This is a genomic window from Arthrobacter sp. Alg241-R88 (assembly GCF_900537115.1).
Classification (GTDB): domain Bacteria; phylum Actinomycetota; class Actinomycetes; order Actinomycetales; family Micrococcaceae; genus Arthrobacter.
Map to the genome: position 1 here is coordinate 426,863 of NZ_UNRG01000002.1, position 12,186 is coordinate 439,048.

At 65.1% G+C, this 12,186-nt stretch carries 12 protein-coding genes; 8 read left to right on the top strand and 4 right to left on the bottom strand.

Annotation, left to right across the window (positions count from 1 at the left end; genetic code table 11):
- Window positions 1-155: 155 nt before the first annotated feature.
- The 6 genes from G6R19_RS06730 (at window position 156) to G6R19_RS06755 (ending at window position 5,337) form a co-directional block, all read left to right on the top strand.
- Window positions 156-989: a helix-turn-helix domain-containing protein gene (locus G6R19_RS06730; protein ID WP_163163556.1), complete on the top strand. Its 834-nt coding sequence runs from the start codon at window positions 156-158 to the stop codon at window positions 987-989.
- Window positions 989-2,452 (top strand): Fe-S cluster assembly protein SufB, encoded by a 1,464-nt coding sequence (sufB, locus tag G6R19_RS06735; protein ID WP_163163558.1) that lies wholly within the window; start codon window positions 989-991, stop codon window positions 2,450-2,452. Before G6R19_RS06730 ends, sufB begins: the two co-directional genes overlap by 1 nt.
- 2 nt (window positions 2,453-2,454) lie before the next feature.
- Window positions 2,455-3,738 carry a Fe-S cluster assembly protein SufD gene (sufD, locus tag G6R19_RS06740; RefSeq protein WP_163163560.1) on the top strand — a complete coding sequence of 428 codons (1,284 nt, stop codon included), beginning with the start codon at window positions 2,455-2,457 and terminating at the stop codon, window positions 3,736-3,738.
- 24 nt (window positions 3,739-3,762) lie between these two features.
- A complete protein-coding gene (locus G6R19_RS06745) occupies window positions 3,763-4,122 on the top strand; it encodes a non-heme iron oxygenase ferredoxin subunit (RefSeq protein ID WP_163163562.1) in 360 nt (119 codons plus the stop codon).
- A 79-nt stretch (window positions 4,123-4,201) separates the two neighbouring features.
- Window positions 4,202-4,990, top strand: coding sequence for a Fe-S cluster assembly ATPase SufC (gene sufC / locus G6R19_RS06750; RefSeq protein WP_163163564.1), 789 nt, complete (start codon window positions 4,202-4,204; stop codon window positions 4,988-4,990).
- A gap of 14 nt (window positions 4,991-5,004) precedes the next feature.
- Window positions 5,005-5,337, top strand: a complete 333-nt coding sequence (locus G6R19_RS06755; RefSeq protein ID WP_163163566.1) for a metal-sulfur cluster assembly factor — start codon at window positions 5,005-5,007, stop codon at window positions 5,335-5,337.
- Window positions 5,338-5,419: 82 nt separating this feature from the next.
- Here G6R19_RS06755 and G6R19_RS06760 read toward each other — a convergent pair whose 3' ends face one another.
- Window positions 5,420-6,298, bottom strand: a complete 879-nt coding sequence (locus tag G6R19_RS06760; RefSeq protein ID WP_163163568.1) for a neutral zinc metallopeptidase — start codon at window positions 6,296-6,298, stop codon at window positions 5,420-5,422.
- 59 nt (window positions 6,299-6,357) lie between these two features.
- Between G6R19_RS06760 and G6R19_RS06765 the strand changes: the two genes are divergently transcribed.
- Both G6R19_RS06765 and G6R19_RS06770 read left to right on the top strand, forming a co-directional pair.
- Window positions 6,358-7,764 (top strand): AMP-binding protein, encoded by a 1,407-nt coding sequence (locus tag G6R19_RS06765; RefSeq protein WP_163163570.1) that lies wholly within the window; start codon window positions 6,358-6,360, stop codon window positions 7,762-7,764.
- Complete coding sequence (locus G6R19_RS06770; protein ID WP_163163572.1) at window positions 7,754-8,953, top strand: thiolase family protein; 1,200 nt, start codon at window positions 7,754-7,756, stop codon at window positions 8,951-8,953. Before G6R19_RS06765 ends, G6R19_RS06770 begins: the two co-directional genes overlap by 11 nt.
- On the opposite strand, the gene G6R19_RS06775 is transcribed toward G6R19_RS06770, so the two are convergent.
- Genes G6R19_RS06775 through G6R19_RS06785 form a run of 3 tightly spaced genes read right to left on the bottom strand, consistent with a single transcriptional unit; the run spans window position 8,950 to window position 10,956 of the window.
- Window positions 8,950-9,573, bottom strand: coding sequence for an energy-coupling factor transporter transmembrane protein EcfT (locus G6R19_RS06775; RefSeq protein WP_163163574.1), 624 nt, complete (start codon window positions 9,571-9,573; stop codon window positions 8,950-8,952). The two genes, G6R19_RS06770 and G6R19_RS06775, sit on opposite strands and share 4 nt — an antisense overlap.
- Window positions 9,570-10,301 carry an ABC transporter ATP-binding protein gene (locus tag G6R19_RS06780; protein WP_163163576.1) on the bottom strand — a complete coding sequence of 244 codons (732 nt, stop codon included), beginning with the start codon at window positions 10,299-10,301 and terminating at the stop codon, window positions 9,570-9,572. Before G6R19_RS06780 ends, G6R19_RS06775 begins: the two co-directional genes overlap by 4 nt.
- Window positions 10,302-10,311: 10 nt before the next feature.
- Complete coding sequence (locus G6R19_RS06785) at window positions 10,312-10,956, bottom strand: biotin transporter BioY (RefSeq protein ID WP_163163578.1); 645 nt, start codon at window positions 10,954-10,956, stop codon at window positions 10,312-10,314.
- Window positions 10,957-12,186: the final 1,230 nt, after the last annotated feature.

The window sequence follows — 12,186 nt, forward strand, 5'->3', positions numbered from 1 at the left end:
AGGAACCTCCACGGGTTTTTGTCCAGATATGCGGACTTCCGTCGTGGCCAGGCCTGCATACGTGGACAAAAACTCCGAGGGCCCGGGTTGCTCAGGTCAGCCTGCCCTTACTGGAGCGAGGGAGTAAATTACGACATGATTGTGTTGTGTATTCCATGAGCAATGCTACTGCTGTGCCCTTTGCCGGGCACGGGGCCTCACAGGCTCCCGCAGACCGCGGCCCCCTGGCCGCCGGTCCGGTGGCTGACGCCGACGAGCGCACCCGCGACCGGGTCCTCTCGGCCGTCCTGGAACACGGACCCGTCAGCGCCGCTGAACTCGGCGACCTGCTGGGATTCACTCCGGCGGCGGTGCGGCGGCACCTGGACCATTTATCCCGTGCAGGCGTTATTGAAGTCAAGCGCGTGGCAAAGTCAGGCGCCGGGGCAGGCCGTCCCGCACGGCGCTATGTGCTCAGCTCCCAGGGCCAGTCGAGCCTCGGCAACGACTACCTGGACATCGCAGCACTCGCGCTCCAGCAGCTCCAGAAAGTTGCCGGGCCGGACGCAGTGCGGGCATTCGCCGTCGAGCGCTTCGCCGACATGGAGCGCCGCTACGCCCCGGAAATCGACAAGGCGGGCCCGGACATCACCGACCGCGCCAAAGCCCTGGCGGATGCCCTGAGCCGCGACAACTTCGTGGCCTCGGCAGCCTCCATCGAGGCCAAGCCCCCGCTCCCGGCGGCACTCTCCAGCGTGCAGCTGTGCCAGGGCCACTGCCCCATCCAACAGCTTGCCGCCCGGTTCCCTGTGTTTTGCGACGTGGAGACCGAAGTGTTCTCGAGGCTGGTGGGTGTGGACGTGCGCCGCCTCTCCACACTGGCCCGCGGCGGGCACGTGTGCACCACCCATATACCCACAGGCAGGCTGTCTGCCCAAGGACCTCCGAGGTCCACGGCAGCCCCCGCCAGCCTGAATGAAGTAAACAACCATCAGCAAGAAAGGCCGTGATGACGGACCAACTATCAGAGAAAGCGGTAGCCGAAAACACTGTGATCTCGGAGATTCTGGAAAAGAATCCCGAGCTTCACGGCATCGGCAACTACGAGTACGGATGGGCTGACAAGAACGACGTCGGCGCCAACGCACGCCGTGGGCTCAGCGAAGAAGTGGTCCGGGACATTTCGGCCAAGAAGAGCGAGCCGGAGTGGATGCTTGACCTGCGCCTGAAGGGCCTGAAGTACTTCGACCGCAAGCCCATGCCCACGTGGGGTGCAGACCTCTCCGGCATTGACTTCGACAACATCAAATACTTCGTCCGCTCCACGGAGAAGCAGGCTGCCACCTGGGAAGAGCTGCCCGAGGACATCAAGAACACCTACGACAAGCTGGGCATCCCCGAGGCCGAAAAGCAGCGCCTGGTTTCCGGTGTCGCCGCCCAGTACGAGTCCGAGGTGGTTTACCACCAGCTGCGTGAGGACCTGGAGCGGCAGGGTGTCATCTTCCTGGACACCGACACCGCCCTGAAGGAACACCCGGAGATCTTCCAGGAGTACTTCGGCACGGTGATCCCGGTGGGCGACAACAAGTTCGCTTCGCTGAACACCTCTGTCTGGTCCGGCGGCTCCTTCGTGTACGTGCCCAAGGGCGTCCACGTGGACATCCCGCTGCAGGCATACTTCCGCATCAACACCGAGAACATGGGCCAGTTCGAGCGGACCCTGATCATCGCGGACGAGGACTCCTACGTCCACTACATCGAAGGCTGCACGGCTCCGATCTACACTTCGGACTCGCTGCACTCTGCCGTGGTGGAGATCATTGTGAAGAAGGGCGCCCGCGTCCGGTACACCACCATCCAGAACTGGTCCAACAACGTGTACAACCTGGTGACCAAGCGTGCCATCTGCGAAGAGGGCGCCACCATGGAATGGGTCGATGGCAACATCGGCTCCAAGGTCACCATGAAGTACCCGGCCGTTTACCTCGTGGGGGAGCACGCCAAGGGCGAAACCCTGTCCATCGCGTTCGCCGGCGAGGGCCAGCACCAGGACACCGGGTCCAAGATGGTGCACATCGCGCCGAACACCAAGAGCTCCATCATTTCCAAGTCGGTGGCCCGCGGCGGCGGCCGTGCAGCGTACCGCGGCCTGGTTCAGGTCCGCGAAGGCGCCAAGCACTCCGCCAACACCGTCCGCTGTGACGCCCTGCTGGTTGATACCATCAGCCGCTCGGACACCTACCCGTACATCGACATCCGCGAGGACGACGTTGTGATGGGCCACGAGGCAACTGTTTCCCGGGTCAGCGAAGAGCAGCTCTTCTACCTGATGTCCCGCGGCATGCGCGAAGACGAAGCCATGGCGATGATCGTCCGCGGCTTCATCGAGCCCATCGCCCGCGAGCTCCCCATGGAGTACGCACTTGAGCTGAACCGCCTGATTGAACTGCAGATGGAAGGGTCCGTCGGATAACGATGACTGAAATCACTACTGAAAAGGCACGCATCGGCGCGCCCTCAGCCCAGCCGTTCATCGACGGCTTCACCGAAGAAGGCGAGAGCCTCTCGCCGATCAACGCCGGCTCCAAAGCACCGCTTGCGGGTGCTTCGGCCAAGAGCCACTCCCACGGCGGCGGCGTCGGCATCCCGGACAGCTCACGGGCCGGCCGGCTGACCTCCTACAAGCTTGCCGACTTCAAGCCGCTCACCGGCATGGAGGAAGACTGGCGCTTCACCCCGCTGAAGCGCCTCCGCGGCCTGCACTCCGAGGTCCTCGCCGGCGCCGCACCCACCGTGGTGGTCACCGGTCCCGAGCAGGTCACCGTGGAAAGCGTCAACCGTGACGACCAGCGGATTGGTACCGCCGGTATCCCCGAGGACCGCGTGTCAGCCAACGCCTGGGAAAACTTCGCCGGAGCCACCGTCGTCACCATCCCGGCTGAGTTCGAAGCCCTGACGGAGATCTCCGTCGACATCGAAGGCACGTCCCTCGAGGCAGCAGCCCAGCACCTGGTCATCGTGGCGGAAAAGTTCTCCAAGGCAGTTGTGGTCCTGAACCACAGGGGATCCGCCGTTGTATCGGAGAACGTTGAGATCATCGTGGAAGACGGTGCCAGCCTGACGGTTGTCTCCCTCCAGGAATGGAACGACGACGCCGTCCACGCCTCCTCCCAGCAGGCAAAGATCGGCCGCGACGCCAAGCTCAAGCACGTCATGGTCAGCCTCGGCGGGGACCTGGTCCGCGTCACGCCGTCGGCACGCTTCACCGCCCCCGGCGGCGAGGCTGAGCTGTTTGGCCTGTACTTCGCCGACGCCGGCCAGCACCTGGAGCAGCGCCTGTTCGTGGACCACGCGGTGCCCAACTGCAAGTCCAACGTGCTCTATAAGGGCGCACTGCAGGGCCGCAACGCGCACGCCGTCTGGGTTGGTGACGTCCTGATCCGCAAGGAAGCAGAGGGCACCGACACCTACGAGGCCAACCGCAACCTGCTGCTGACCGACGGCGCCCGCGCCGATTCCGTGCCCAACCTCGAAATCGAGACCGGACTGATCGAGGGTGCCGGCCACGCCAGCGCCACCGGCCGGATGGATGACGAGCACCTCTTCTACCTGATGGCCCGCGGCATCCCGGAATCGGTTGCCCGCCGCCTGGTGGTCCGCGGCTTCCTGAACGAGATCATCCAGCAGATCAAGGTCCCCTCCATCGAGGAGCGGCTGACCGAGGCTGTTGAGCATGAACTCGCACTGACGGACAACTAGAGGTAACGGGGCACGGGCTTAAACATGACTGACCAGCCAAAGGGCGAGCTTGTCTGCAAGGTGGATGAAATCCAGCTGAAGCAGGCACTGCGGATCCTGATCGACGACTACCCTGTGGCGATCGTCAAGGACTCCATGGGGGAGATCCACGCAATCGGTGACACCTGCTCGCACGCGGACATTTCCCTGTCCGAGGGCGAGGTGGAGGGCTGCGCCATCGAATGCTGGGGCCACGGCTCCCAGTTCGACCTGCGCAGCGGGGAACCGCTGCAGCTGCCGGCCTATGATCCCGTTCCGGTCTTCGCCGTCGAGATCCGGGGTGATGAGGTCTATGTGGACTTCACCAACATCCTCAACGGCGCCGAAGCCCCCAACTTCAGCTAGCACCACAGAATTACGAACCAACTTCCAGACAGAGACCGCACCGCAGCCGCCAGGCACGGTGCAGAGGAGAACAAGACACATGTCTACTCTTGAGATCAAGGACCTGCACGTCAGCATTGAGACGGAGCAGGGCACCAAGGAAATCCTGAAGGGCGTCAGCCTGACCATCCGGACCGGCGAAACCCACGCCATCATGGGCCCCAACGGCTCCGGCAAGTCCACGCTGGCCTCCACCATCGCCGGCCACCCGCGTTACAACGTGACCAGCGGCTCCATCACCCTTGACGGCGAAGACGTCCTGGAAATGAGCGTTGACGAGCGCGCCCGCGCCGGTGTCTTCCTGGCCATGCAGTACCCGGTGGAGGTCCCCGGCGTCAGCATGACCAACTTCCTGCGCACGGCCAAGACCGCGATCGACGGCGAAGCCCCCAAGCTGCGCACCTGGACCAAGGACGTCAAGGCTGCCATGGAGCAGCTCCGCATCGACGCCGACTTCGCACAGCGCAACGTGAACGAAGGCTTCTCCGGCGGCGAGAAGAAGCGCGTGGAAATCCTGCAGCTGGAACTTTTCAAGCCCAAGTTCGCCATCCTGGACGAGACCGACTCCGGCCTGGACGTTGACGCGCTGAAGGTTGTGTCCGAGGGCGTCAACCGTGCCCACGCCGAAGGCAAGATGGGCACGCTGCTCATCACCCACTACACGCGGATCCTGCGCTACATCAAGCCGGACTTCGTGCACGTGTTCGTGGACGGCCAGGTTGTTGAGGAAGGCGGCCCCGAGCTGGCCGACCGCCTGGAAGAAGAAGGCTACGACCGCTACGCGAAGGGCGCCGGCGCCGCCGCTGCACCCGTCGCCGCACAGGCCTAGTAAGGACTTTCGCCATGACCGAAATCGACGCGTCCCGCACGAGCCTCGAGGACATCGAAGAGGCGCTGAAGGATGTCATCGACCCGGAGCTCGGCGTCAACATTGTGGACCTCGGCCTGCTCTACGGCCTGAAGTACTCCGATGACGACGGCGCGCTGCTGATCGACATGACCCTGACCACCGCCGCCTGCCCGCTCACCGATGTCCTCGAGGAGCAGGTGGGCCAGGCCCTGGACGGCGTTGTTGACGACTGGCGCCTGAACTGGGTCTGGATGCCGCCATGGGGTCCGGAACGGATCACCGACGACGGCAAGGACCAGATGCGGGCCCTCGGCTTCAACATCTAAATAGAGTACGACGACGGCGGGTCACCTTCCCCGGGAAGGTGACCCGCCGTCGTCGTCGTCTCTAATGCAGAAGCATCAGGAGTTAGAGCGTGGGCGCCGAGAAAGTGTCGCACTGGTTGATGTCGCCGGTCTCGTAGCCCTTGTAGAACCACCGCTGGCGCTGCTCGCTGGAGCCGTGGGTCCAGGCCTCGGGGGAAACCCGCCCGGTTGCTGCCTCCTGGATCCGGTCGTCGCCGACGGCCGAAGCGGCGGACAGTGCGTCGTTCAGGTCCTGCTGGGTGAGCGTCTCCAGGAACGGCTCGCCTGCCGGGCCGGGCTGGGTTGAGGCGTGTTTGGCCCACAGCCCCGCGTAGCAGTCGGCCTGAAGCTCAACGCGGACAGCGCCGGACTCCGGGCCCTGCGGGTCCTGCTGTGCCTGGTCCAGGTTCCCGAGCACGTTCTGGATGTGGTGCCCAAACTCGTGGGCCACCACATACTCCTGCGCCAGCGGACCGCCCGAGGAACCGAACCGGTCCACGAGCTCCTGGAAGAAGCCGGGATCGAAGTAGGCGGTGGTGTCGGCCGGGCAGTAGAACGGGCCAACAGCGCTGGAAGCCGCGCCACAACCTGTATTGACCCCCTGCTCGAAGATCACTGTGGTCGGCCGCGGGTACTGCACGTTGTACTGCTGCAGATAGGCGGGCCAGAACGCGTTCAGGCTGTTGACGGTGCCGGTGATGCGGCAGTCCACCCGGGCATCAGCATCCGCCCCCCTATCGCAGGCCGGGGCGGTGCCCTGGCTTTGCGGCGCCTGCCCTGCTCCTGCCAGTCCTTCCAGCAACTGCGGATTGACGCCCAGGAGCGCAGCGATGAGCAGGATGAGCCCGCCGCCGATGCCACCGCCAACCTTCACTCCGCGGCCCATGCCGCGCCGGTCCTGGACCTGCGAAGGATCCAGCTGCACATTGTCGTTGAAACTCATAAAGTCACATTACCCGCGGACCCGAAGCTCAATCCGTGCCGGCCGGTAAAGTTGATCCGATGCCTTTCCTCAACAGACTCCAGCGCTGGGCCGACGAACGGCCGCACGACACCGCCGTCGTAGTCGCGGGTCAACACCTCACGTGGGCGGAGCTCCGTGATTCCTCCGCTGCCCTGGTGGCCGAAACGAAGGCCGTCACCGCACTCTGTGAAGCCAACTCCGTCCGCTTCGCCGTTAAGTTCGCCGCTGCGCTGGCCGGAGGGCGGCAGTGCGCCGTCCTCGACCCCACCTGGCCTGCTCCGCTGCAGGAAGACGTCGTCCGCCGCATCGAGTCATCGGCGCAGCCCGCTGCGGTGTCCCCGGACGATGTACTTGCGGACGGTGCGCTGGAATCGACGTTCCTCATCGGCCTGACGTCCGGCACCACCTCCGTCCCGAAGGCCTTCACCCGGTCCCGCCGGTCCTGGCAGGAGTCCTTCGACGCGTCCATCGAGTTCTTCGGGCTCCGCCAGGACGATGTCACCCTGGCGCCGGGGCCGCTGGCTGCCAGCCTCAACCTCTATGCCCTGGCCGAGTGCCTCTACGCAGGGTCAGAATTCCAGACCCTAGACACCTTCGACGTCGGCGCCGTCCACGCAGCCATTTCGTACGACCGGGTCACCAGGCTGGTGCTGGTGCCCACGATGCTGAGGATACTGAGCGAGCGCGGATTGACTGGATGCGTGGACGCATCCGGTATTCGCAGCATTATCTGTGCCGGCTCCAAACTCGATGCGCGGACCCTCGAAGCTGCGAGACGCTGGGCCCCGAACGCCACCATCTACGAGTACTACGGCGCTTCTGAGCTGAGCTTTGTGTCCGGGGCCGGCCTGGCTGCGGGCGAAGAGGCGTCCGTGGGCGGGACGGGCATTGGGCGTCCCTTTCCCGGCGTGGATGTCAGGATCCTCGATGACTCGGGCAACGCCCTTCCGGACGGGGCTGCCGGCAACATCTGCGTGCGGAGCGCCATGGTCAGCAATGGCTACCTCTGGGGTGACGACGGCCAAGCGTTGAGGTCCTTCGACGGATGGTTCACCGTGGGGGACCAGGGCTACCTGGAGGCGGGGGAGCTCCACATCCTGGGGCGCCGCTCGGACATGATCCTCACTGCCGGCAAGAACGTGTACCCGCACGAGGTGGAACTGGCGCTGGCCGCGGTGCCCGGCGTTGCAGCCGCTGTGGCGGCCGGGATGCCGGATGACCTGCGGGGACAGCGGGTGGTTGCGGGGGTTGTCCCGTCCGCCGGCGCTGTTACTGCCACCCAGCTGCGGGCGGGCCTGGATAATATCCTGGCCCGCGACAAGTGGCCGCTGCAGTACTACGCTGTCACCGAACTCCCGATTACGGACCGGGGCAAGATCAGCCGGAACCTGCTGCTGGACTGGATCAGCTCGGGGGACCAGAGGATCCGGAACCTTGGCGGCTGAGCTCCTTCCGCCGGACCGCCAGCCCGTCATCATTGCGGCCCGCCGCACCCCGGTATGCCGCACCAACGGAGCGTTGCGGCAGATGCGTGCACACAAGCTGTTGGTGCCCGTCCTGCGCGAGCTCGTGGCGGGCCCGGGAATGGATCCGGGCGCCGTCACGGATGTGGTGATTGGGAACGCGGTGGGCGGCGGCGGAAACGTGGCCCGGCTTGCATTGCTGGAGGCCGGCCTGCCGGTTACGGTCCCCGGCCTCACTGTTGACCGCCAGTGCGGCTCCGGCCTGGACGCGATCGTCCTCGCCGCCGGGCTGGTGGCAGCCGGCGGCAACCCCCTGTATCTGGCCGGGGGAGTGGAAAGCACCAGCACCGCGCCCCTGCGGGCGCACCGCAACGACGACGGCGGGCCGGAGTTTTACGCTCGGGCACAGTTTGTGCCGGACAGCTTCGGAGACCCGGACATGGGCGTGGCCGCGGAGAGCGTGGCGCGCAAGTTTGGCGTCACCAGGGCCCGCCAGGATGTGTTTGCGCTGCGCAGCCACCGCTTGGCTCTTGCCGCCGCGGAAGCCGGACATTTCGACGGCGAGCTGGTCCCGCTGGAGACAGCTGCCGGTACTGTTGCTACGGACGATGGGCCGCGGCGGGGCTTGGGCGCGGCGGTAATGGCGCGGTTCCCGCCCGCTTTTGTGGACGGGGGAACTGTCACCGCCGGAAACTCCTGCTTCGACGCTGACGCTGCATCCGCCGTCGTTATCACTTCCCTGCAGCGGGCCCGGGAAGCGGGCGCCACTGACGGTCTGCTGGTGCTCGGCACGGGGACGGCGGGCGTGGATCCCGAGCTGCTGGGCGTCGGCGCCGCCGCTGCTGCCCGCAGCGTGTTGGCGGCCGCGGGAGTGGAAGCGGATGAGCTGGACCTGGTGGAATTCAACGAGGCCTTCGCGTCCCAGACGCTTGCCTGCCTTGACGAGTTGACGATTGACGCCGAGCGGGTGAATCTCGACGGCGGCGCGCTGGCGTTAGGGCACGCATACGGAGCGTCCGGCGCTGTCCTGGTGACCCGCCTGCTGGCCCAGGCGCGGAGGACCGGAACGCCCGGGAGCCTGGCGCTGGCAATGATCAGCATCGCCGGCGGAATGGGTACCGCCGCCTTGCTGCAATACGAACGCCTTCAGGGCGCTCTCCCGGGAGCCTAGTCTTCGGCGTCGCCCAGTCCACGGGCGGCGAGCGCCTCGCCCGTCTGCCGGGCGAAGGCCACGGACGTGATGAATACCGGCAGGATCAGGGCGCGGGGATTGCGCTCCAGCCCCCGTGCCCGGGCGGAATCACGGACGTCGGCGAACGTGCCCGCGATGTAGGGGATGCTCCGCAGCATGATGCCGATGGTGAGGGCAAACCGCTCGGGGTCGGCGCCGAACCGCCGGAAGGGGGTGGCCGCTTTGACCACTCCGTCCAGCAGGCTCTGCACCGGTGTGGTGGCGGTCAGCAGCGACGCCGCCACCACACAAACGAGGATATTCAGTACGATCCGGGCAGCGGTAGGTGCTCCGAGCTGCCACCACTGGAAGAGTCCGATGACCAGCAGGACGGCGGCGAGCGGGCGGACGGCAGTCCAGAGGCGTTTCAGGCCGGCGCCTGCCAGCAGGAAGAGGCCGGCAAGACCGCCCAGTACTGCCAGCGAAACCCGCCAGTCAACGATGATGAACGAGGCCAGCCCGCAACTGAAGACCAGGAGGAACTTCAGCGCCAGCGGTGACCGGTGAATGAGGGAGTTGCCCGGCACATAGTTGGCCAGGAGGAAGCCGTGGCCCCTCATTGGTTGACCGGTCCCCGCGCTTGAAAGCCGTCCATGCACAAGGCCCGGTATGCTGCCACGGCCTCCGCCGGGCCGCCGTCGAACGAAACTTCTCCCTGTTCGATGACCAGCACCCGGTCCATTTCCAGGGCGAGGTCGAGGTCATGGGTGGACATGATGATCTGCTGGTCGAGCCCGGACAGGGTCCGGCGGAGGAGCTCACGGTTGCGCAGGTCAAGGAGGGTGGACGGCTCGTCCAGGACCAGGACCGATGGGTTTACCGCGAGCACGGCGGCGAGCGCCATGAGCTGGCGTTCGCCGCCGGAGAGCTCATAGATGCTCTGGTCCGCCAGGTGCTGGAGCCCCAAACCTTCAAGCGCGGCTTCAGCCTTGTTCCGCCGCTCGGCGCCGTTCTTGACACCGCGCCGGAGTGACAATTCCACGTCCTCCCGGCCTGTGGGCATCACCAGCTGGGACAGGGGATCGGTGAAGACAAAGCCGACGTTCCGCCGCACTTTGCGGACGGCACGGACGGTATCGTCGCCGTCGACGGAGACGGTGCCCGCCGTGGGCTGGACGAGGCCGTTGACCAGGCGCAGCAGCGTGGACTTCCCGGAGCCGTTGGCGCCGATAACGCCGATCCGTCGTTCCTCGAGCCGGAGGTTGACCTCGTTAAGGAGGACTTTGGGCTCCGGGGCGTGGTCCCTCTCGACGGCGACGGTTACCTGGTCAAAGGTCACTGCGGGCATGGGACGGTCCTCAGGCCTTCGCAGGCTGGGTGGCGCTCCGCCGGACGCGGCGCACCAGGATGTCCGGGAAGGCGCGGTGGAGTGCGACGGCGATGACTGCTGCCAGGATGTTCTTGATGATGTCTCCCGGGTAGAAGACGACGTCGCTCAGGAAGGCCTGTTCGAGGGTGGCCTTCGTATTCAGGGCGATGCCCGCGAGGCCCAGTGAGTGCACAAACACAACACTGGTGACGGTTGCGGACAGGAACAGCCACAGGGCCCGGGCTTTGGTGGTGCGGCGGATGACCACCGTGGCCAGCCATCCCACGACGCCCGCGGCGATGGGGAAGGCGATGATGTAACCGGCGGAAGGGCCGGCAAGGATGCCCAGGCCGCTGCGGCCCTGACTGAAGATGGGCAGGCCGGCGAGGCCTAGCAGGACGTAGAGTCCGACGGCGGCGAAGCCCCTTCCGGGGCCCAGCACCAGGCCGGTGAGCATCACGGCAAGGGTCTGGAAGGTGATGGGCACGCCGAAGCCGTTGACGGCCAGTCCGGGCACCAGCGCTGCGCCGGCGACGAGGGCGGCGAAGACGGCGATCAGCCCAAGGTCGGTGGCGTTCCAGCGGCGGCGCCCGGTGTTCAAGGTGTTTTTGACGGCAGTGTCGGTGTTGCTCATGGCAGTCCTGTCGGGGTTGTACAAGCGGAATCTAATGTACTGCCGACGTTACTGCGGTGCGAGTGCCTCTATTTTGTAGAGGGTCTACTAAAGCCGGTGCCGGGCGCTGAGGGCTGGGCACAACGATTATTCGAAAAGGCCCCGGAGCTAAGTGCTCGGCGTCCCGACCGGCTCACGTCCTGCTCATTGCAGAGACTGGGCCCAGCTAGACTCAAATTCATTTCTAGGTTGGGGGACCACATGAGCACACCTACAGAGCCGACCCGTGCATCTAGCGGTCGGCTGAACAAACTGGCCCTTGCAGCGATTGTTTTTGCAGTCATGGCAGCATCGGGGTTTTGGGTTTTTGGAGTTGCGGTTCTTGCTGTTTTTGCAGTGGGCGCCGGACACGTTGCCCTGAATCAAATCCAACTCAGAGGCGAGCGAGGCAAAGGCCTGGCGATCGCTGCCCTCGCAGTTGGGTACGGCATAGCCACACTGGCACTGGTTAGCACCCTAGGGTTCATACCGACCGCGGTCCAACAGTTTTCGCAGTAACCCGGAGGGCTACGGAGCCGCCACAAGCGATATGACGCTGCCTCCTGGAAAAACGCTGGAGTACGTCGCGTAGATGGTTCCCCAATGGCGCAGCGGTGGGTAGCTCCATTACAGATTGATCAATAGCATGAGGTGTGGCCGTGCGAAATGAAGGTTCAAAGTTGATTTGGCCCCTAACGGTTGTCCTACTCAGTCTTTCTCTTTTCGCTACGTCCTGCGTCGGAACGGGGTCTGGAGGTCCGGGCGGTGAAGCCGCGCAGCCGTCCACTTATCAGCCGACACCAATGCAACCTCCTGCTAGTTCACTGGTCAGCCCCGAAGTTGGGCCGGCGGACGGAGCAACCTCTTATACGGCCAGCACGCTGAGCCGGGAGCTGGCAGGGGATGCACAGTTCGCCTCAGTCGAAGTGATCGAGGGGAACCGAATTATCGTCCATTGGCACGGCCCGGTGGGCACGAAGCTACGGGACCTACTGGCCCAGTTCCCAAGAGCAGACATTTCAGTGCAGCCAACCGCTTGTTCTCCAGGGAAACTCAACCAATTTGCCAGCGAGCTGTTGGCCTCAGACCCTGCCGTGAACATCACCTCGGTGTCGCCTGATGCGTCGCACCTGACCGTCACGCTGGATGAATTAGTCGGGGCCACTTCGGACGTCGCCAGCCTTGAGCGCAGGTATTCAGAGGCAGCTGGGT